The following is a 20,658-nucleotide window of genomic DNA, read 5'->3' as shown; positions in this document are numbered from 1 at the left end:
AGAGTCAAGGTATGTCTTGGCTGAATACAAATAATAATGATATAGACAGGGCTTGCCCTGTCTATACGTATCTCAACAACCAAGAATAAAATGAAATTAAATACACAACAACAACAAGCTGTAGAATATACGAAAGGGGCGTGCTTGGTGCTTGCAGGGGCAGGCTCAGGTAAAACAAGGGTAATTATCAATAAAATTGCTCACTTAATCAGCTATTGTGATTATTCCCCAAAGCATATTGCTGCGGTTACTTTTACGAATAAAGCTGCTCGTGAAATGCGAGAGCGTGTCGCCCATTCAATCGGTAAAGAAAAGTCTAAAGGGCTGACGATTTCTACCTTTCATACCTTAGGTTTTGACATTATCAAACGTGAATATAAATCGCTTGGTTTTAAATCAGGAATGACACTGTTTGATGAGTATGATCAGATTGCTTTGCTCAAACATTTATTGCCTGAAAATGTGACTGAAGATAAAGATTTATTAAAACAGTTGATTAGTCAAATTTCAAATTGGAAAAATAGCCTGTTATCGCCCGAACGCGTGATTTCACTGGCAAGTGATGAGCGCTCTCGAGTATTTAGTTATTTTTATCAGCAATATCAAAATCAGTTACGAGCTTATAACGCCCTTGATTTTGATGATTTGATAATGCTTCCAACCTTGCTTTTTCAACAAAATGAAGAGGTAAAACAGCGTTGGCAACAGCGAATTCAATATTTATTAGTTGATGAATATCAGGATACCAATACCAGTCAGTATGAGCTGATTAAATTATTAGTGGGTGAGCGAGCTAATTTTACCGTTGTAGGTGATGATGATCAGTCAATCTACTCGTGGCGTGGAGCAAAACCTGAAAATATGCAACGTCTGAAAGCGGATTTCCCAAATTTAAACGTGATTAAATTAGAACAAAATTACCGCTCAAGTCAGCGAATTTTACATTGTGCGAATATTTTGATTGATAACAATCCACACGTTTTTCAAAAACGTCTTTTTTCACAGCTTGCTCAGGGCGAGAAGTTAAATGTAATCGAAGCAAAAGATGAAGAACACGAGGCGGAACGCATCGTTGGTGAACTTATTGCACATCGTTTTTCTCGTAGAACAAAATACAAAGAATATGCGATTTTATATCGTGGCAATCATCAATCACGTTTGATGGAAAAAATGCTGGTGCAAAACCGTATTCCTTATAAAATTTCAGGAGGAACATCGTTTTTCTCGCGTGTTGAAATCAAAGATATGATGGCATATTTGCGTTTGTTGGTGAATCAAGATGATGACGCGGCATTTTTACGCATTGTGAATACACCACGCCGTGAAATTGGGGCAACAACCTTAGAGAAACTGGGCAATCTTGCGAATGAAAAACAAGTGAGCTTATTTGAAGCGATTTTTGATTTTGATTTGATCCAACGAATTACGCCAAAACCTTATCAAGCTTTGCAAGATTTTGGGCGTTGGATTGTGGAATTATCAGATCAAGCGGTCAGATCTGATCCTCTTTTTGCAATAAAAGAGATGCTGGCTAAAATCCAGTATGAAGCCTATCTATATGAACACGCCAATAATCCAAAGGCAGCAGAAATGCAAAGTCGCAATGTGGAGACGTTGTTTGAATGGGTGGAAGGAATGTTAGCCGGTGATGACATCAACGAACCAATGAATCTTGCCCAAGTCGTCACACGTTTAACCTTACGAGATATGTTAGAGCGAGGTGAAGACGACGATGATAGCGATCAAGTGCAATTGATGACCTTACACGCGTCAAAAGGGTTAGAATTCCCTCACGTTTTTTTAGTTGGAATGGAAGAAGGCTTATTGCCACACCAAACCAGTGTGGATGAAGATAACATCGAAGAAGAACGCCGTTTAGCTTATGTTGGAATCACTCGTGCTCAGCAAACCTTGACTTTTTCACTGTGCAAAACACGTCGTCAATATGGTGAACTCATCAAGCCTGAACCGAGCCGATTTTTAATGGAACTTCCCCAAGATGAACTCCAATGGGAGCGTGATAAACCACCCATTACCGAACAACAAAAACAGCAAAAAGTATCGGATAATGTGGCGAGATTAAGAGCGATGTTGAAGAAAAATAAATAAATTTACACGGTAGGATTTTTATCAAAATTTACAAATTGCAAAACTTGATAAAAATCCTACCGCTTCAATTATTTATTTACTGCACTTTCCCTTTAAAAAGAGTAAACTACAATTTTCATTTTTTATTCAAGGACATAAAATGACTGAAAATACCCTTCCACAACAATCTATCTGGCAACAGATTTTCACTAAGAATATGTTGCTTTGTATTTACACTGGATTTTGTTCAGGTTTACCTTTATTCGTTTTAATTCAACTTATCCCCGCATGGTTTACGTCAAAAGATCTCGATATTAAAACAATCGCCGCTTTCACGCTGATTTCACTTCCTTATACCTTTAAATTTTTATGGGCAGCATTATTAGACCGTTATCCGTTCCCATTGTTAGGACGTCGTCGTGGTTGGATTTTTGTGGCTCAAATTGTATTGGTTGCTATCTTAGGTAGTTACGGATTTTTTGATCCAAAACGAGATATTGTCCTTATCTCAGGGCTTTCGTTATTGTTTGCCTTTGCTTCTGCGACACAAGATATTGTGATCGATGCTTATCGTCGTGAAATTTTAACGGATAATCAGTTAGGCTTAGGGAACTCTATTCACGTAAATGCCTATCGTGTGGCAGGGTTGATTCCAGGTGGACTTTCACTTGCATTGGCGGATCATATGTCTTGGGAAAGCGTATTTATGATTACATCTGCTTTTCTTCTTCCCGGTTTATTGATTACGGTCTTTTTTAGTGATGAAAAAGTATTTTCTAATACCGACCGTAGCAAGCCTTTTTATACTGCCTTTGTTGATCCGTTCAAAGAGTTTTTTACTCGTAAAGGTGTTTACGGTGCGATTGGTTTAATTTTATTTATTTTCTTGTATAAATTAGGTGACTCGCTTGCAACCACATTACAAACCAAATTTATTTTAGATATGGGTTTTACCAAGTCAGATATTGCACTGGTGGTAAAAACAACCTCATTTTGGTGTAGTATCGTCGGGGGAATTGTTGGCGGTGTGGCAATGCTGAAAATTGGGGTAAACCGCTCCTTATGGATTTTTGGTGTGGTTCAAGTGATTACCATTTTAGGTTTTGCCTATTTAGCAAGTTTTGGACATTTTGAAACAGATTCAATTGGTACAGCTGAACTGATTAAATTAGGTGGTGTCATTTCAGGGGAATATCTCGGTGTAGGTTTAGGCACAGTCGCTTTTGTGGCATTTATGGCGAGAGAAACCAACCCAATGTACACCGCAATGCAATTAGCAATCTTTACCAGCTTATACGCATTACCAAGTAAATTATTAGGTGCAAGTACAGGGTGGGTTGTAGAGCAAATCGGTTATTATCACTTCTTTATCGGTTGTTTCTTTGTCGCCATTCCAGGTATGATTTGTTTATTCTGGGTTGCACCTTGGAATGAGAAAAGTAAGTCTATAAGCGGTTAAATTTTAATAACTTTTTACAAAAATACTTTCTCAGATTATAATGCGAGGTCTTTAATTTCTCGGATTAGGATCTGAGAAATTTTTTTAACCATAACAAATAGAAAAATAATGAATAACGAATTAACGAAAAAACAAACTTATAATTTGAATAAATTACAAAAACGCTTACGTCGCAATGTGGGAAATGCGATCGCTGATTTTAATATGATCGAAGAGGGCGATAAAGTAATGGTGTGTTTATCTGGCGGTAAGGATAGCTATACTTTGCTGGATATTTTATTAAATTTACGTATTAACGCTCCGATTCATTTTGATATTGTGGCGGTCAATTTAGATCAAAAACAACCCGGATTTCCTGAACACGTTTTACCTGCATACTTAGAAAGTATCGGCGTGGATTATAAAATCGTACAAGAAAATACTTATGGTATTGTGAAAGAAAAAATTCCTGAGGGTAAAACCACTTGTTCATTGTGTTCTCGTTTACGTCGTGGAATTTTATATCGTACCGCGACCGAGCTTGGGGCGACTAAAATTGCGTTAGGACATCATCGTGATGATATGCTTGAAACCTTATTTTTAAATATGTTTTATGGCGGTAAGATGAAATCTATGCCACCGAAATTGATGAGTGATGACGGTAAGCAGATCGTGATCCGTCCACTTGCTTATTGTAAAGAGAAAGATATTATTAAATATTCTGAGGCAAAAGATTTTCCGATTATTCCTTGTAATCTGTGTGGTTCACAGCCAAATTTACAGCGTCAAGTGGTCAAAGATATGTTGCAAACTTGGGATCGTCAATATCCAGGACGTATTGAAACGATGTTTAGTGCGTTACAAAATGTGACGCCTTCACACTTATGCGATCCTAAATTATTTGATTTTAAAGGCATTCAACACGGTACTGTTTTTGAAGGGATAGAAGGTGATATCGCCTTTGATAAAGAAGAAATTGTGACGCCAAAATTTGATGATGAGGTAGAGCAATACGCAGAAGATGGCTTGATTCAGTTTAAAGCGGTCGAATAATTTTAACAATTTACAAAAAGTGGGGTAAATATGAAGTATAAATGGATTTTGTTTGATGCAGATGAAACCTTGTTTTCTTTTAATTCTTATTTAGGGTTAAAAGCAATGCTAAAAGGTTACGGGATTGATTTTACACCACAGGATTATGACGAATTTCAAGCAGTAAATAAACCGTTGTGGGTTGCTTATCAAAATCAAGAAATTAAAGCAGAGGATATTCAAACGCGTCGTTTTGCTAAACTTTCTCAACAGACAGGGCAAGATCCGTTAGACTTGAATAATCAGCTAATGGATGCAATGGCAAAAGTCAGCCAGCCATTGAATAATGTGAAAGAAATGCTTAACCATTTTTATGGCAAAGTAAAAATGGGCATTATTACGAATGGTTTTGTGCAAATGCAAGACGCCCGCTTAATCAATACGGAAACAAAATCATTTTTTGATTTATTGGTGGTATCAGAAGAAGTCGGTGTGGCAAAACCAGATATTAAAGTATTTGATTATGCACTTGCTAAAATGGGCAATGTTGAGAAATCGGAAGTGTTGATGGTGGGCGATACGCTTGCTTCTGATATTTTAGGCGGGAATAATGCGGGGTTTGATACTTGTTGGATCAACGTGCATAATAATGTCAATGAAACAGAAATCCGCCCAACTTATGAAATTCAAGATATGTTACAACTGATTGATATTGCAAAGAAATAAGATATAAACGATTTCCTTTGAAAAACTTATGAACAAATAGCTTGTGTTTATTGTCTAACAGATTGATAAATGAGATTTTATGCAGAGATATTTGTTATATGTAATCTATTTAAAGTGAAAACAGAATGATGACCGAGTGATAGTTTTATTACTCGGTCATTTTAATATAGCCCCAAAAGAGGAAAGAATATGAGTGTATGGAGAAAAATTAGATACGTTGTGCTAAGCATTATCGTTTTAAATAGCGTAGCTTTTGCAGAAGAGTTTAAAATTAAATATAGTTCAAATTATGTGATGCCTGCTTATGTGCATTTTAAAAATGATGAAAAAAGTTATTCTGTCAAAGCAAGAATCAATGTACCTTTTTATAAAATTATATTTTCATCAGAAGGGACGAAAGAAAAAGATCGTTTTAATATGATGAAATATCAAGATTTGCGGAATGGAAAACTTTACTCAATCAGTGAAATAAAGAGTGATAAAGTAACTTATGGACGAGTGAAGAAAGGAAAAAAATTAGAAACAGTTGCTCTAAATTCGCCTATTTTCGATTTATTTACAATGGCATATCAGCTAAGTTATTTTGATTCTTTGCCGAGTAGTTTTCAAATTACGAATGGTAAGAAAATTTATGCAATGAATAATATTAGTGTGAATAAAGCAGTGAATACTATTCAAAAAGACAATAAAGATTATCAAGAAATTACTTATACATTTAGAACAGGCGATAAAGACATCACTGTGAAAAAATATGCGAATGAAAAGTTCCCTCGTTATATTTCTTACAATAAAGATGGCGATAATTATGAATTAGAATTTGCAGGATTTGAGAAGTAAAATATACACTGAGTTCCCTAATATATAGGGAACTCAACCTTTAAAATGTATTAGGATTGTTGCTTAATACGTTCAAAATAACGTTTTGTTTCATCAATAATTACGTGACGAAGGGCAATTAAAGCGATTAAGTTTGGAAACGCCATTAAGCCATTCACAATATCAGCGATTGTCCAAATGGTTTGTAATTTGATCATTGGGGCAATAGCAATCAATAAGATAAAGACAAAGCGATATAATTTAATGCCTTTGGTTCGCCCACCTGTTAAGTACACAAAACAACGCTCGCCGTAGTAACACCAGCCTAGAATAGTCGTAAAGGCAAAGAAAACTAAACCGATAGTGACTACGATTGAACCTAATGAGCTTGACAATCCTGTTGAAAATGCAAGATTAGTCAACGCGGCACCTTCAACATCGCCTTGCCAAGTGCCTGTTAAAACAATCACTAAACCCGTCATTGTACATACGACGATAGTATCCAAAAATGTACCTGTCATTGAGATTAACCCTTGACGAACAGGCTCATTTGTTTGAGCTGCAGCTGCTGCGATTGGGGCAGAACCTAATCCTGATTCATTAGAGAAAATACCACGAGCAACACCAGATTGAATCGCTTGCATAACAGTAAAGCCCAATGCACCGCTTACAGCAGCCTCAGGATTAAATGCCATTTTAATGATAAATAGGATAGTTGCAGGTAATTTATCTGCATTTAGCACCAAGATCGTGATCGAAACCAAAATATAAGCCAGTGCCATAAAAGGCACAACAACGCTGGCAATTTTAGCAATACGTTTTACACCACCTAAGATGATTGATGCCACACAAAGGGTTAATACTACTCCGCTGATGATGATTGGCACATTGAATGTGTCGTGCAAAGCGTGGGTGATTCCGTTGATTTGAGGGAATGTACCGATACCGAAAAAAGCAACTAATACACCAAATAGTGCAAATAATTTTGCGAGCCATCGCCATTTTTTGCCCATCCCCATTTCAATATAGTACATAGGCCCACCAGCAATAAAGCCGTCTTTGTCTTTGCCTCTAAATTTTATGGCAAGTAAGCCTTCGGCATATTTTGTTGCCATTCCAAACACAGCGATAATCCACATCCAAAATAAGGCACCAGGTCCGCCTGCTTGAATAGCCGTTGCTACCCCGACAATATTTCCTGTTCCGATGGTTGCCGCTAATGCGGTTGCCAAAGAGGCAAATGCAGAAATATCACCTTTATGATTTTCGCCTTGCTCTGATTTAAAAATATATTTTAATGCTCGCGGTAGGCGAAACAGCTGAATTAAGCGTAGTTGAAACGTAAAATAGATACCGACACCAGCCAGTAAAATAAGTAGGGGAGGACCCCAAATAAAATTATCTATTGATTTTAAAATTGTATCTAACATTGAAAATTCCTCGTAAAAAATAACTTACAAGGAAAGAAAAGTAGAAATGAAAGCGGTCATTTTTTTATAACATTTTGCAAAATTACAAAATAAATTAAAAAACGAAACCACTTTATAAAAAGTGTTACTTTTCTCCCCTGTCCTTTTGCCTGAGCGTTTCACATAACATTGTGTCTCTGTTACATTTTCGCCTTCGGCGTTCATTTTCCGCCTTAACGGATTGAATCTCTCCAAGGGGTCGTCCAATAACTGTCCTCGCTGCACGATTTAACTTATTGATAAATTAAATAATTTTGCACAGCACCTGAAAGATTTTACCTCTTCGGTATAGCGTACTCGCTATTCTCCAGCTACCTTCAACCGAATTTCTTTTTATACTTAAAAATAAAAAGAGATAGAATTTTAGCAAGAATTAAATTTTTTTCAAAGGGGGGATACTAAATTATTTTATTTTTATAATGATGAATACATTTTTTGAGGCAGGGAAAGGAAAAAAGGCTAATTTAGTCAATTAGCCTAAAAGTGATTATTATGAATAAAATTATTCGCTTTCTAACGCTGAACGTTGAGCGTCAAAAAGTTGTTCGATACCTTCTTTTGCTAATCCTAATAATTGTAATAATTCATCGTGTGAGAATGGTTCGCCTTCCGCAGTGCCTTGCACCTCGACAAATTTGCCACCTTCAACCATTACCACATTCATATCTGTTTCAGCATTTGAATCTTCAACATATTCTAAATCGCACACGGCTTCATTATCGACCACACCCACAGAAATTGCTGCTACTAAGCTTTTCATTGGGTTTGTCTTTAATTTACCTTCCGCAACTAATTTATTTAACGCATCTTGCAGAGCAACTGCTGCCCCTGTGATTGCAGCAGTACGAGTGCCTCCATCCGCTTGGATGACATCACAATCCACCGTGATAGTGCGTTCGCCTAAGGCTTTTAAATCTACAACAGCACGCAATGAACGTGCGATTAAGCGTTGAATTTCAAGGGTTCTGCCACCTTGTTTACCTTTTGATGCTTCACGTTGGGTGCGAGAATGCGTCGCACGAGGTAACATAGCATATTCAGCGGTTACCCAGCCTTGATTTTTACCACGCAAGAAACGAGGAACGCTTTCTTCAACAGAAGCGTTACACAATACTTTGGTTTCGCCAAATTCAATAAATACTGAACCTTCGGCATATTTTGTGTAGTTGCGAGTAATTTTTACAGGACGAGTTTGATTTGATTTACGATTATTTGGACGCATAGATTTTCCTTAAAACTAAAAAGTAGAGGCATTTTAACAAATAACCCGTACAATGTACGAAAATTTTTGTGCTATCTTTTTTCAATTAAAGAAGCAAGTTCATAGAGCTTGAAATTGGCAAACTGTGTCAGGAATTGTAACCAAAATGCGAATAGTGTCATTTTTCTTTTACAATTATTCTGTTAAAGCAATAAATTCTCATTAAAATTTAAAAAAATGAAAGCATTTTAGGAAATAAACAGTACAATATAGGCAAATTTTATATCACTTATTAAGACGGCAATTTTTAGTAAATTTGTCCTAAAATTTGACCGCTTACCAGAAGGACATTCACAATGATTTATAGTATGACAGCATTTGCACACCTTGAAATTAAAAAAGAATGGGGCAGTGCAGTATGGGAATTACGTTCCGTAAACCAACGCTTTTTAGATACCTATTTTCGCTTACCTGACGCATTTCGCCATTTAGAAATGACCTTGCGTGACCGTCTAAGAGCGAGTTTAACACGTGGTAAAGTAGAGTGTAGTTTAAAGATTGAATTAAATGACAACCAAAACAATGAGTTAGCATTGAATCAAGAGTATGCAACTCAAGTGATCAATTCATTAAAATGGTTAAAAGAAACCGCAAATGAAGGTGAAATTAACCTTGTTGATGTGTTGCGTTATCCTGGGGTTGTGAATAATGCCAATCAAGATTTTGATAAAATCGGCGAAGATTTATTAGCAGGTTTTGAGCAGATTTTGACTGAGTTTGTGGCAATGCGAGGACGTGAAGGGGAAAATTTACACCAGTTAATCCAACAACGTTTAGAAGCGATTTCATTTGAAGCAACAAAAGTACAAAAGCAAATGCTAGAGGTTTTACAATGGCAAAAAGATCGTTTACAGCAAAAATTTGATGATTTGAATTTACAGCTCGATCCACAACGTTTAGAGCAAGAAATGGTGTTAATGGCACAAAAATCCGATGTGGCGGAAGAGTTAGACCGTTTACAACTGCACGTTAAAGAAACCACTGCGATCTTAAAGAAAGGCGGTGCTGTGGGGCGTAAACTGGATTTTATGATGCAAGAATTAAATCGTGAAGCAAATACCCTTGCATCTAAATCAATCAATGCAGAAATTACAAATTCTGCCGTTGAATTAAAAGTCTTAATTGAACAAATGCGTGAACAAATCCAAAACTTAGAGTAAGAAACGAATGATCCATTTAAAGCAATATAAAGTCGTTGAAATAGCAGGCATTGATGCACAAAAGTTTTTACAAGGTCAATTGACTTGCGATGTGGTTAAATTAGAAAGTGGCAAGCAAACGCTTACTGCCCATTGTGATCCAAAGGGTAAAGTGAGTGGCTTATTCCGATTGTATAAAGTATCAGAAGAATATTTTTTAATGATCATTCATCAAAATTTATTACCTGAATCTTTGGATCAATTAAAAAAATATGCGATTTTTTCAAAAGTCACTTTTACTGAAAAAGAGGCTTTGGTTTATGGTAAAGTTGATGAAACAAGCGGTGATATTTTTGCAAAAATTAACGAAAATATGACCGCTATCAAACTGGAAGAAAATACCAATCGTTATTTAGTGTTAAGTGATGAAAGCATTGAAGCATCACAAAATAGCGATGACTGGGACTTGCTAGATATACAACAAGGCATTCCTGTTTTATTGCAACAAAACAGACTGAACTTTATTCCGCAAGCCTTGAATTTACAATGTATTGAGCAAGCTATTTCCTTTAAAAAAGGCTGTTATATTGGGCAAGAAACGGTAGCAAGAGCAAAATTCAGAGGAGCAAATAAACGTGCGATGTTTACTTTGTGTGGCGATATTTCAAGTGAAATGAATTTGCCTAAAATTGGCTCTGCGGTTGAAATGCAATTGGCAGAAAACTGGAAATCAACAGGTACGATTTTATATGCGATGGCAACGAAGCAACAACTTTGGGTGCAAGTTGTTTTAAATAAAGAGATTGATCCTGATACAACTTTTAGAATTAATGGCGTAAATTTAGCGATTTATCCGTTACCTTATTCATTAGAAAATTAAAATTTTATGCAAATACAATAAAAAATAAGGAGTAAAAAATGCAAAATGTTGGTTTAATTGGTTGGCGTGGAATGGTTGGTTCCGTGTTAATGGATAGAATGGAGCAAGAACAGGATTTTGCTCGTTTTAACCCCGTTTATTTCACGACGTCTCAAGCTGGACAAGTGGCACCAACCTTTGGTGGCAAGCAAGCTGGCGAATTAAAAGATGCATTTGATCTTGAAGAACTAAAAAAATTAGACATTATTTTAACCTGTCAAGGTGGCGATTATACCTCTGAAATTTATCCAAAATTGCGTGCGGCAGGTTGGAATGGTTACTGGATTGATGCCGCTTCAACCTTACGAATGAAAGATGAAGCGATTATCGTGCTTGATCCAGTAAACCAAAATGTGATCAGCGAAGGCTTGAAAAAAGGCGTAAAAACCTTTGTGGGCGGAAACTGTACCGTAAGCTTAATGTTAATGGCATTGGGCGGATTATTTGAAAAAGATCTTGTGGAATGGGTGTCGGTTGCTACTTATCAAGCAGCGAGCGGTGCGGGTGCTAAAAATATGCGTGAACTATTAACCCAAATGGGCGAACTAAAAAATGTGGTTTCACAAGAATTAGAGAATCCTGCAAGTGCTATTTTAGAGATCGAACGCAAAGTGACTTCTGCAATGCGTGAAGATTCTTTCCCAGCAGATAATTTTGGCGTGCCATTAGCAGGCAGTTTAATCCCTTGGATCGATTGCCTATGGGAAAACGGACAAACCAAAGAAGAATGGAAAGGCTATGCAGAAACCAACAAAATTTTAGGTTTAAGTGATACACCGATTGCGATTGACGGATTATGTGTGCGTATCGGGGCATTGCGTTGCCACAGCCAAGCCTTTACGATCAAAATGAAGAAAGACATACCGTTGTCTGAAATTGAAGAAATTTTAGCAAATCACAATGAGTGGGTTAAGGTGATTCCAAATGAAAAAGAAGCAACCTTAAAAGAGCTAACGCCTGCAAAAGTAACAGGTACATTGAGCGTGCCAGTTGGACGCTTACGTAAGCTTAATATGGGCGGAGAATACCTTTCAGCCTTTACTGTTGGCGACCAGTTATTATGGGGTGCAGCAGAGCCTGTACGTAGGGTGTTAATGCAGTTGTTAGACAAATAGTCTAAGCGGTCAGATTTTTACTGGTTTTTGCAAAAAATGAAGAAGATCATGAAGTAGGTTATGAAATAACTTACTTCATTTTTTTGTGAAATAGGTTTAAATTTAGGGATTAAAAATGTATATTTACTAGGCTATGATTAGTCTTTCAATGAAAAAGGAACACAAAATGGAAAAAGAGTACCAAGAAACTATTTTTAGTAAAATTATCAGTAAAGAAATTCCAGCAAATATCGTTTATCAAGATGAGTTAGTGACTGCATTTAGAGATATTTCGCCACAAGCTAAAACCCATATTTTAATTATTCCAAATAAATTTATTCCAACAATTAACCACGTGAAAAGTGAAGATGAACTTGTTTTAGGTCGAATGATCACGACTGCATCTAAATTAGCCAAAGAAGAAGGTATTGCGGAGGATGGTTATCGTTTGATTATGAATTGTAATAAGCACGGTGGGCAAGAGGTTTTCCATATTCATATGCACCTTGTAGGTGGTGAGCCATTGGGAAAAATGCTTTCAATATAAGGTAATAAAATGAAAAAAATAATTATTACTGTATTTGCAATCTTGTTGAGTGGCTGTATAAATCGCTCAGGTAGTTTGATTGAAGTATCGACGAAGCCTTTGGTTAATATTGATGAAAATATTGCTTCAATGATTGAGGTAGAGGCTAAACCTGAGCAAGTGTTGATGCAGAATCTTACTGCGAAACAGATAAAAATGAGCTATAAATTTTTTTGGTTTGATGAGAAAGGAACAAGCCAATTAAATGATACCAAATGGCATAAATTAACCCTTGAACCTCATCAAGCACAACAACTTTTGGTTGAGAAACCAAATCAACAAAGCTACAACTACCGTATTTATTTACGCCATAAAGGGTAGAATAGTTCGTTATTGTCTTGTTTGTATAATAGGGTTGTTTTAGAATGAAGTTTCAGTATGAAATAAGAGAATAAAACATAATGACGTTAGTCTATTCAACAGAATTAGGGCGTATTAAGCCTGAAAAAGAAGAAGTGGTACGTCCAAAAGGCGATGGGATTGTGAGAATTCAACGTCAAACAGCTGGGCGAAAAGGAAAAGGCGTTTGTGTTATAACAGGGTTAGATCTTGATGATAAAGCATTAAATGAGCTAGGCAAAGCGTTAAAAAAACGCTGTGGTGTTGGAGGCTCAGTGAAAGATGGTGTGATTGAAATTCAAGGTGATAAACGTGATGTTATCAAACAATTTTTAGAGCAGAAAAATTTTACAGTAAAACTCTCAGGTGGTTAAGTTATGAAAAAGTATCATATTGAAACAATGTATTCAACAGCAGAAATTCACGAACGTATTTCTGAATTAGCAAACCAAATCAATGAATATTATCAACAAAATCAATGTAAAAATTTGGTTGTGATTGGTTTATTGCGTGGATCTTTTATGTTTATGGCAGATTTGGTTCGTTTATTAGATCTTCCTGTGGAAGTTGATTTTATGACGGCATCAAGCTATGGTTCAAGTATGGAATCAAATCGTGATGTAAAAATCTTAAAAGATCTTGACGGTGAGATAAATGGTAAAGATGTGCTGATTGTTGAAGACATTATTGATACAGGTTTTACATTAAGCAAAGTGAGAGATATGTTACTGTTACGTTCGCCAAACTCGGTACAAATCTGTACTCTTTTAGACAAGCCTTCTCGCCGAGAAGTGAAAGTACCAGTAAAATGGGTTGGTTTTGAAATTCCTGATGAGTTTGTGGTGGGCTATGGCATTGACTATGCACAGCAATATCGTCATCTTAATTACATCGGACAGGTCGTTATAGACGAATAAAATTTGTAAAATGTCATAAAAAATAGACCGCTTGTTTATATAAATAAGCGGTTTTCTCTATCATTATTAGTTAATATTAAGGAATAAAAGTGCTAAAAAAGTTAAAAGGAAAAGATAAGTTAGTTCAGTTTTTATTGGTAATAACAATGTGCGTTGGCTTATATTTATTTGCTGGATGGATAAGCTATAGTCCATTAGACAGTGCGTGGTCAGTATCTGATAATATTACGTCTCAAATACTGAATAAGACGGGCATTATTGGTGCTTGGAGCATTGATTTACTCTTTTCTACTTTTGGAATGACAGCGATTTTTATTCCTTTGGCACTCATTCTTTCTCCGCTATATTGGCTATCTTGTAATTTAACCACGCAATTACATTGGGGATATGTGGTTGTTAAAAGTGTTTACTTTAGTTTGTTTTTGATGGGCTTAGCGATTATATGCCACATTCTTTTTGGCTATTCTGAATATTATGCTGTAGGTGGTTTTGTTGGGGGAATAGCAACATCTATTATTTCTAACTATATAGGCATTCTTGGGGCGTTAGTCATATCTATTTTCTTGATTGTTGTTGGATTTTATTTATGCTTTGGAAATGTTTTCTTGGTGTTAGCAGAACAGTTTTTCGCTTGGGTTATGACGACAGAGGAGCAAAATAAATCTCACTCTCCTATTTTAGAAACAGAATCATCTATTACTCCTTCTTTTTTAGCAAAAGAACAGACTCAACCTGTTTCGCAGGAGGAGGAAGTTGAAAATCAAGCAGAAAATACAGAAAGCTCATTGATAGACGTGACTCAATTTACTCGTCCTGTGCCTAAAATTACTCGTGCCAATAAGGATGAAGAAAGACAAGAAGAGATAGAGCAACAACAAGAAATTGAATCTGAGTTGAATCCTTTTGAGCATCTTCATCATATTAAACCAGCGTCTCAATTAAAGGTTGAAACAGCGTCCGTTGAAGTTGAAGATAATTCTCTGATTGATGAAATTTCACAACCGATAATACCGCAACCACAAGCGGTCGAATTTTCTTCACAATTTGCAAATGAAGATTTGCCTCAGGTTCATTTGGAGCTTGATGATGAGGTTTCTGAACGCATTGACGTTATATTGCAAGATGAACCAAGTGAGGTAGAGAGCGTATCCGTTGTTTCTCAGAAAGAACAAGAGCCAAAAGTAGAAAAAGGAAACGTAAATCCGTATCCAAAAGGCTATGGTGATACCTTGATTCATCCATTATTACAGCAACATACTAAGATGCCAAAACCAACTACACCGTTGCCAACATTGAATTTAATGGAAGTGCCACCAGAAGAAACGCAGATGATTACGGATCGAGAGATTACTGAAACATCGGAAAGAATTGAGCAGGCATTAGCTGATTTTGGTGTAAAAGCAACGGTTGAAGATGTACTGGTTGGCCCTGTGGTGACTCGTTATGAGATTCAATTAGCACCAGGGGTGAAATCCTCTAAAGTGATTAACATTGGTAGTGATTTAGCTCGAGCATTGATGTTTAAAGCAATCCGAATTACCGAAGTTGTACCTGGAAAGCCTTATATGGGGATTGAAACACCAAATTCTTATCGTGAAACAGTTTGGTTACGAGATATTTTTGCGAGCAAGGAGTTTGCCCATTCTACGGCTAAATTACCGATGGCATTGGGTAAAGATATCAGTGGGCAATCGGTAGTTGTTGATATGGCTAAAATGCCTCATTTACTCGTTGCAGGGCAAACGGGTGGCGGTAAATCTGTTGGGGTAAACACAATGATTTTAAGTTTGCTATATAAACTGACCCCAGAACAAGTCCGTTTTATTATGATTGATCCGAAAGTGGTTGAGTTGAGTATTTATGACAATATTCCACATCTATTAACCCCTGTTGTTACGGATATGAAAAAAGCTGTAAATTCATTACGTTGGGTAGTTGATGAAATGGAACGTCGCTATATGTTATTAAAACATCTAAGCGTACGAAATATTGAAGGCTATAATGACAAGATTAAACAGGCGGAAGAGATGCAACTGCCTATCCCTGATCCAAGCTGGAAGCAAGGTGATACAATGGATCTTATGCCACCACCATTAAAGAATTTAAGCTACATTGTAGTGATTATTGATGAGTTTTCTGATCTGATTATGACGCAGGGAAAACAGGTTGAGGAATATATTATTCGTATTGGGCAAAAAGCACGAGCAGCGGGAATTCACTTAATTTTAGCGACTCAAAGACCGTCTGCCGATGTGATTACAGGTTTGATTAAATCAAATATTCCAAGCCGAATTGCGTTTACAGTGGCAAGCCAAATAGATTCAAGAACAATTTTGGATAAAGGTGGTGCAGAGAGCTTATTAGGGCGAGGCGATATGCTTTATTCGGCAGCAGGCACGCCTGATATTATTCGTATTCACGGCGCATTTATGACCGATAATGATGTTCAGCAAGTCACAGATAACTGGCGAGCCAGAGCTAAACCAAATTATATTGAGGCGATTGTTGCTTCAAGTGAGAATGGTGAGGAACAAGCAAGCTCATCAAGTGATGGCGGTGATTTAGATCCTCTCTTTGATGAAGTTGTTGCGTTTGTCGTTGATTCAGGTGTAACGTCTGCGAGTGGAGTACAACGTAAATTCTCAATCGGCTTCCCTCGTGCAGCTCGTATTTTAGATCAATTACAAGAACAAGGCATTTTATCAACGCCAGATCATCGAGGCAAAAGAGAGATTGTTGCTCAGTAAATAATTTTTTAATAACAATTATTTTTCTTATTCTATTAAGCCACTTAATCATAAAAAATTAAGTGGCTTTGCTTTTATAAAAGAAGCACTACTTCCATTTTTCAATCACTTTACTAGCCTCTAAAAGTGATTTCACAAAAGTGGTTTTTTCTTTTAAATAATCAGGCATATTGTGATATTCACCATCGCCGTGTTTATTCTCAACTAAAATTAAATGACACCCCGCGTCGTAGCCTGCTTGCATATCGCGTTCATAATCACCAATAAACACGGCATCATTTGGCTCAACATTAAAGTGAGCGAGTAATTCTAATAGCATTCCTGGATTTGGTTTACGGCGTGGATCGCTATTATCAAAACTTGGGCAGTAAACGATCTTATCAATATCTCCCCCGTTTGAGCGTAATTCTTTTAGCATTTTATCGTGGATTGCATCTAAATCCGCTACGCTAAAACGTCCACGATCGATGTGAGATTGATTAGTGGCGATTGCAGTGATGTAACCCGCTTTTTTAAAATTGGCAATTGCTTCTATTGCTCCATCAATAAATTCGAATTCATCAGGGGTTTCAACCCATTTTAGCTCCTTATTGATGACACCATCTCTATCTAAAATCACTAATTTCATAATTTCTCCTTATTAAAATAACAAAATTTAACTTTAATTTTGTGAACTATAACACAAAAATGATAATTTATGATATTTTGTGTTGAAAGCTGTTGTTTTTTTATTTATATTATGCTCAAAGAATAACAATAAATAACACTACACTTTTGTAGTAACATATTTTAACAGTAAATTTTAACATAGATAAATAATGGATATAAAAATGAAAAAATCACCAGCTCAGCGCAGAACAGAAATTCTTAGTCGTTTAAGACAAGGTTTAGCATCTTCACCTATGCAGCTAGCGGAACTATTTGATGTTTCGGTGATGACAATTCATCGTGATTTAAAACAATTAGATGCTGAAGGATATTTGAGTAAACAGCATGGTGGGGCAGTGGTTACACAACAATCATTTCTTTCTGCAAATATAGAAAGACGTACCACAATAAATAGTAATGCAAAACAAGCAATCGGAAGATTTATTGCAACTCAACTTATTACGCCAGAAGATTCAATCGTGATTGACTCAGGTTCAACTACATTGGCGTTGGTGAATGAGTTACCTGATACGCCTATGACTGTAATGGTTAATGGTATTTCAGCATTGGCCGTATTGTCTCAGCATAAGCACACAAATGTTTATTCTTTGGGGGGAAGATTGAACGCCGATATTATGGCGTTTGAGGGCACAGTGGCTTGCGATATGCTAAATAGATGTCATTTTACAAAAGCCTTTATTGGTACAGACGGTATTGATTTAGAGGCAGGTTTTTCCACAACAGATACGGCTAATGCTCAGTTAACTCGTTTAATGGCACAGCAAGCCAAAGAAGTTTATGTATTAGCGGATCTGTCTAAATTTAATAGACGTGCGTTTGCATCTATTATGAACTTTGAGGATATCACGGGAATTATTACTCAAAAAGGGGTATCCGATGAATTTAGAGCTGTTTTCAAACAACATAATATTCAACTTTTCGAGGTAGATGACGATGAAAATCAATCCAATCCAACAACGTATCAACGACCATAAAGCAACGGGCAAAGGTGGTGTGGTTTCTGTTTGTAGTGCGAATCCTGATGTGATTATTGCTGCTGCAAAACTCGCGACACAATATAACGATTTATTGTTAGTCGAATCCACATCCAACCAAGTCGATCAATTTGGCGGCTATACAGGAATGAAACCTGTTGAATTTGTCGCTTATGTAAAAAATCTATTAAAAGAAAACGGATTATCGGATCAAAACTTAGTACTAGGCGGCGATCATTTAGGTCCAAATGCGTGGCAAGATCAAGATAGCGTCACCGCAATGAATCATTCAGAAGAATTGATTCGCCATTATGTGAGTGCGGGCTATCAAAAAATTCACTTAGATTGCAGTATGTCTTGCTCAGATGATCCTGTTCCTTTAACCGATGAAATTGTGGCAGAGCGTGCGGCTCGTTTATGCAAAATTGCCGAAGACACCGCAAAAGCCACCAATCAACCACACGATATTGTCTATATTATCGGTACGGAAGTGCCAGTTCCAGGTGGGGCACAAGAAGATTTAGATGTGGTGACACCAACCACACCAGAGGCAGCAAGAACCACTTATCAAGTTCATCAAGCAATTTTTGAAAAACACGGCTTAGGCGATGTATGGTCAAGAATTGTTGGCTTAGTCGTACAGCCTGCGGTGGAATTTGATCATCATAGTGTGGTGGATTATATCCCTGAAAATGCAGAAAAATTATCAGCCCTAGCAAATGAATTCCCAAATGCCACTTTTGAGGCTCACTCTACCGATTACCAAAAACCACTTGCATTCCAACATTTAGTGCGTGATCACTTTGCGATTTTAAAAGTCGGACCAGCATTAACTTTTGCATTGCGTGAAGCGTATTTTGCATTAGATCATATCGCCCAAGATATGCAATTAAACGTACCATCATTTAAAGCAACCCTTGAAGAAATAATGGTGGAAAAACCAAAATATTGGAAAAAATATTATTTAGGTAACGAGCAAGAACAACGTATCGCACGAGCATATAGCTTATCAGATCGTTGCCGTTATTACTTACCAGAACCAAAATTACAACAAGTTATCAGTGAAATGAAAACCGCCTTTGCGGGCAGAACCATTCCACTTGGCTTATTAAAACAATATATGCCTGCGGAATTTGATGCAGTGCGTGAAGGTAAAATCAAAGGCGACTTTGATAATTTAGTACATTTTCATATTCAGTTGGCTCTCTTGCCATACTATGAAGCAGCTAAAATCTAGGAGGAGATGAAGGCGATGGACTATAAAACTCTTAATAGCAATCTGTATGAATTAAAATTAGAGGGTGCATTAGACACCATTACAGAAATTGCTCAGCAGCCAAATTGTTGGCGACAAATTGAAGGCTTATTAGATAACACCGATCCAGCGTTATACGAACTTATTGCAAAAACCTTAGAAAATCCGACCGCTTGTATTACATTTTGTGGTGCAGGAACGTCGGCTTATGTTGGCGATGTATTAGCACCAGCTATACAGCAATTTGCAAAAGCACGTGTTCGCTCTGTGCCGACAACGGATATCGTAAGCCGTCCAGATTATTATTTTAATAAAGAAAGCGAAGGCATTGTGTTTGCATTTGGTCGCTCAGGAAACAGCCCTGAAAGTGTTGATACGGCGGATAAAGTGTCACAACTTGCACCAAATGTGCATCAAATCAATGTCACTTGTAACCCGAACGGCGAGTTATCAAAACGCAACGACAGCCATAATCACGTTTGCTTAATGCCAGCGGAAACTCACGATAAAAGTTTTGTGATGACATCAAGTTTCTCAACCATGTTGTTATTCACATTCCAATTAGTGAGCCGTGCGGCAGGTCGTCCAGCAGCGAACTTAAAAGCAGTGGCGGATTGTGCAGAAGATTGGTGCAAGCGGTTACTTTCTGCGAACTTTTTGCAAAAAATTCCAAGTTCACAGCGTTTAGTTTATTTAGGTTCAAATACGTTATTTGGTGCAGCCAAAGAATCTGCATTAAAAGCCTTAGAAATGACAGGCGGAAAAGTGGTTACTTTGTATGAAACCTCACTCGGATTTAGACACGGTCCAAAATCTATCGTTGATGAAAATACCACTGTTTGTGTATTTGTGAGCAACAATGAATACACTTCACGTTTTGACCGCGATATGGCGATTGAATTGCTTTCAAACAACAAATGTAAACAAGTGGTTGTGATTGCAACACAGCGAATTGCGGATCAACTTTTGCAAAAATTCGATGAAAAATCACCGCTTGAATTGATTGTTTTACCAGATGATTTAGCCGATGTGGATGATGTGTTACTTGCACCGCTTGGTGTCCTAGTTTCACAAGTCATTGGCTTAACATTAAGTATTACCTTTGATATTTCACCTGATAATCCTTGCCCAACAGGGGAAGTGAATCGAGTGGTTCAAGGGGTCACTTTATACGAATTTCAACAATAAA

Annotated in this window: 19 protein-coding genes and 1 riboswitch; of the genes, 16 read left to right on the top strand and 3 right to left on the bottom strand. The window is 36.9% G+C overall.

The features are described from left to right. The first annotated feature begins 90 nt into the window (after positions 1–90). The 5 genes from rep to DYE60_RS05875 all read left to right on the top strand — a co-directional run bounded on the left by rep (position 91) and on the right by DYE60_RS05875 (position 6,121). Positions 91–2,109: a DNA helicase Rep gene (gene rep / locus DYE60_RS05895; RefSeq protein WP_115315704.1), complete on the top strand. Its 2,019-nt coding sequence runs from the start codon at positions 91–93 to the stop codon at positions 2,107–2,109. Positions 2,110–2,248: 139 nt separating this feature from the next. Beyond that, on the top strand, positions 2,249–3,547 hold the full coding sequence (locus DYE60_RS05890; protein ID WP_115315703.1) for an AmpG family muropeptide MFS transporter: 1,299 nt from the start codon (positions 2,249–2,251) through the stop codon (positions 3,545–3,547). Between the two features lie 108 nt (positions 3,548–3,655). After that, entirely contained in the window at positions 3,656–4,579 is a 924-nt protein-coding gene (gene ttcA, locus DYE60_RS05885) for a tRNA 2-thiocytidine(32) synthetase TtcA (protein ID WP_115315702.1), read from the top strand. Positions 4,580–4,609: 30 nt separating this feature from the next. Then, positions 4,610–5,284: a pyrimidine 5'-nucleotidase gene (gene yjjG, locus DYE60_RS05880; RefSeq protein ID WP_115315701.1), complete on the top strand. Its 675-nt coding sequence runs from the start codon at positions 4,610–4,612 to the stop codon at positions 5,282–5,284. Between the two features lie 189 nt (positions 5,285–5,473). Next, a complete protein-coding gene (locus tag DYE60_RS05875) occupies positions 5,474–6,121 on the top strand; it encodes a hypothetical protein (RefSeq protein WP_115315700.1) in 648 nt (215 codons plus the stop codon). A 50-nt stretch (positions 6,122–6,171) separates the two neighbouring features. On the opposite strand, the gene DYE60_RS05870 is transcribed toward DYE60_RS05875, so the two are convergent. Continuing rightward, complete coding sequence (locus tag DYE60_RS05870; protein WP_115315699.1) at positions 6,172–7,530, bottom strand: alanine/glycine:cation symporter family protein; 1,359 nt, start codon at positions 7,528–7,530, stop codon at positions 6,172–6,174. 127 nt (positions 7,531–7,657) lie between these two features. Next, positions 7,658–7,774, bottom strand: a riboswitch (glycine riboswitch). Between the two features lie 297 nt (positions 7,775–8,071). Beyond that, positions 8,072–8,791 carry a ribonuclease PH gene (rph, locus tag DYE60_RS05865; protein WP_115315698.1) on the bottom strand — a complete coding sequence of 240 codons (720 nt, stop codon included), beginning with the start codon at positions 8,789–8,791 and terminating at the stop codon, positions 8,072–8,074. A gap of 335 nt (positions 8,792–9,126) precedes the next feature. Here rph and DYE60_RS05860 point away from each other — a divergent pair, with 335 nt between their 5' ends. The 8 genes from DYE60_RS05860 to DYE60_RS05825 all read left to right on the top strand — a co-directional run bounded on the left by DYE60_RS05860 (position 9,127) and on the right by DYE60_RS05825 (position 16,571). Next, entirely contained in the window at positions 9,127–9,990 is an 864-nt protein-coding gene (locus DYE60_RS05860; protein WP_115315697.1) for a YicC/YloC family endoribonuclease, read from the top strand. Positions 9,991–9,997: 7 nt separating this feature from the next. After that, entirely contained in the window at positions 9,998–10,849 is an 852-nt protein-coding gene (gene ygfZ, locus DYE60_RS05855; protein ID WP_115315696.1) for a tRNA-modifying protein YgfZ, read from the top strand. A gap of 38 nt (positions 10,850–10,887) precedes the next feature. After that, positions 10,888–12,003 (top strand): aspartate-semialdehyde dehydrogenase, encoded by a 1,116-nt coding sequence (gene asd / locus DYE60_RS05850; RefSeq protein ID WP_115315695.1) that lies wholly within the window; start codon positions 10,888–10,890, stop codon positions 12,001–12,003. Positions 12,004–12,169: 166 nt separating this feature from the next. Then, the gene (locus DYE60_RS05845) at positions 12,170–12,529 is read left to right on the top strand and encodes an HIT domain-containing protein (protein WP_115315694.1); all 360 of its coding nucleotides are present in this window, start codon (positions 12,170–12,172) and stop codon (positions 12,527–12,529) included. Between the two features lie 9 nt (positions 12,530–12,538). After that, complete coding sequence (locus tag DYE60_RS05840) at positions 12,539–12,889, top strand: YcfL family putative periplasmic lipoprotein (protein WP_115315693.1); 351 nt, start codon at positions 12,539–12,541, stop codon at positions 12,887–12,889. A gap of 80 nt (positions 12,890–12,969) precedes the next feature. Continuing rightward, a complete protein-coding gene (yciH, locus tag DYE60_RS05835) occupies positions 12,970–13,281 on the top strand; it encodes a stress response translation initiation inhibitor YciH (RefSeq protein ID WP_115315692.1) in 312 nt (103 codons plus the stop codon). A gap of 3 nt (positions 13,282–13,284) precedes the next feature. Beyond that, positions 13,285–13,824, top strand: coding sequence for a hypoxanthine phosphoribosyltransferase (gene hpt, locus DYE60_RS05830; protein WP_115315691.1), 540 nt, complete (start codon positions 13,285–13,287; stop codon positions 13,822–13,824). 89 nt (positions 13,825–13,913) lie between these two features. Then, positions 13,914–16,571: a DNA translocase FtsK gene (locus DYE60_RS05825; RefSeq protein ID WP_115315690.1), complete on the top strand. Its 2,658-nt coding sequence runs from the start codon at positions 13,914–13,916 to the stop codon at positions 16,569–16,571. An 88-nt stretch (positions 16,572–16,659) separates the two neighbouring features. Here the strand turns inward: DYE60_RS05825 and DYE60_RS05820 are convergent, their stop codons facing one another. Next, positions 16,660–17,199 (bottom strand): D-glycero-alpha-D-manno-heptose-1,7-bisphosphate 7-phosphatase, encoded by a 540-nt coding sequence (locus DYE60_RS05820; protein ID WP_115315689.1) that lies wholly within the window; start codon positions 17,197–17,199, stop codon positions 16,660–16,662. Positions 17,200–17,401: 202 nt separating this feature from the next. Between DYE60_RS05820 and DYE60_RS05815 the strand changes: the two genes are divergently transcribed. The 3 genes from DYE60_RS05815 to DYE60_RS05805 are packed head-to-tail and all read left to right on the top strand — an operon-like array spanning position 17,402 to position 20,657. After that, entirely contained in the window at positions 17,402–18,214 is an 813-nt protein-coding gene (locus tag DYE60_RS05815) for a DeoR/GlpR family DNA-binding transcription regulator (RefSeq protein WP_115315688.1), read from the top strand. After that, positions 18,174–19,451 carry a class II D-tagatose-bisphosphate aldolase, non-catalytic subunit gene (locus DYE60_RS05810; protein WP_115315687.1) on the top strand — a complete coding sequence of 426 codons (1,278 nt, stop codon included), beginning with the start codon at positions 18,174–18,176 and terminating at the stop codon, positions 19,449–19,451. Before DYE60_RS05815 ends, DYE60_RS05810 begins: the two co-directional genes overlap by 41 nt. 15 nt (positions 19,452–19,466) lie before the next feature. Beyond that, positions 19,467–20,657: an SIS domain-containing protein gene (locus DYE60_RS05805; RefSeq protein ID WP_172460369.1), complete on the top strand. Its 1,191-nt coding sequence runs from the start codon at positions 19,467–19,469 to the stop codon at positions 20,655–20,657. Position 20,658 lies beyond the last annotated feature (1 nt).

Origin of the sequence: Phocoenobacter uteri, assembly GCF_900454895.1 — a bacterium.
Taxonomy (GTDB): Bacteria; Pseudomonadota; Gammaproteobacteria; order Enterobacterales; family Pasteurellaceae; genus Phocoenobacter; species Phocoenobacter uteri.
Note: the sequence above shows the minus strand (reverse complement) of the source record. Positions and strands in the feature narration are given on the sequence as shown.

Excerpts from the sequence above, each read along its gene's own strand:
- DYE60_RS05860 (WP_115315697.1), top strand. The coding sequence starts at position 9,127 with ATGATTTATAGTATGACAGCATTTGCACACCTTGAAATTAAAAAAGAA.
- DYE60_RS05875 (WP_115315700.1), top strand. The coding sequence starts at position 5,474 with ATGAGTGTATGGAGAAAAATTAGATACGTTGTGCTAAGCATTATCGTT.
- rep (WP_115315704.1), top strand. The coding sequence starts at position 91 with ATGAAATTAAATACACAACAACAACAAGCTGTAGAATATACGAAAGGG.
- hpt (WP_115315691.1), top strand. The coding sequence starts at position 13,285 with ATGAAAAAGTATCATATTGAAACAATGTATTCAACAGCAGAAATTCAC.
- DYE60_RS05890 (WP_115315703.1), top strand. The coding sequence starts at position 2,249 with ATGACTGAAAATACCCTTCCACAACAATCTATCTGGCAACAGATTTTC.
- ttcA (WP_115315702.1), top strand. The coding sequence starts at position 3,656 with ATGAATAACGAATTAACGAAAAAACAAACTTATAATTTGAATAAATTA.
- yjjG (WP_115315701.1), top strand. The coding sequence starts at position 4,610 with ATGAAGTATAAATGGATTTTGTTTGATGCAGATGAAACCTTGTTTTCT.
- rph (WP_115315698.1), bottom strand. The coding sequence starts at position 8,791 with ATGCGTCCAAATAATCGTAAATCAAATCAAACTCGTCCTGTAAAAATT.
- asd (WP_115315695.1), top strand. The coding sequence starts at position 10,888 with ATGCAAAATGTTGGTTTAATTGGTTGGCGTGGAATGGTTGGTTCCGTG.
- DYE60_RS05840 (WP_115315693.1), top strand. The coding sequence starts at position 12,539 with ATGAAAAAAATAATTATTACTGTATTTGCAATCTTGTTGAGTGGCTGT.
- DYE60_RS05805 (WP_172460369.1), top strand. The coding sequence starts at position 19,467 with ATGGACTATAAAACTCTTAATAGCAATCTGTATGAATTAAAATTAGAG.
- yciH (WP_115315692.1), top strand. The coding sequence starts at position 12,970 with ATGACGTTAGTCTATTCAACAGAATTAGGGCGTATTAAGCCTGAAAAA.
- DYE60_RS05845 (WP_115315694.1), top strand. The coding sequence starts at position 12,170 with ATGGAAAAAGAGTACCAAGAAACTATTTTTAGTAAAATTATCAGTAAA.
- ygfZ (WP_115315696.1), top strand. The coding sequence starts at position 9,998 with ATGATCCATTTAAAGCAATATAAAGTCGTTGAAATAGCAGGCATTGAT.
- DYE60_RS05815 (WP_115315688.1), top strand. The coding sequence starts at position 17,402 with ATGAAAAAATCACCAGCTCAGCGCAGAACAGAAATTCTTAGTCGTTTA.
- DYE60_RS05870 (WP_115315699.1), bottom strand. The coding sequence starts at position 7,530 with ATGTTAGATACAATTTTAAAATCAATAGATAATTTTATTTGGGGTCCT.
- DYE60_RS05810 (WP_115315687.1), top strand. The coding sequence starts at position 18,174 with ATGAAAATCAATCCAATCCAACAACGTATCAACGACCATAAAGCAACG.
- DYE60_RS05820 (WP_115315689.1), bottom strand. The coding sequence starts at position 17,199 with ATGAAATTAGTGATTTTAGATAGAGATGGTGTCATCAATAAGGAGCTA.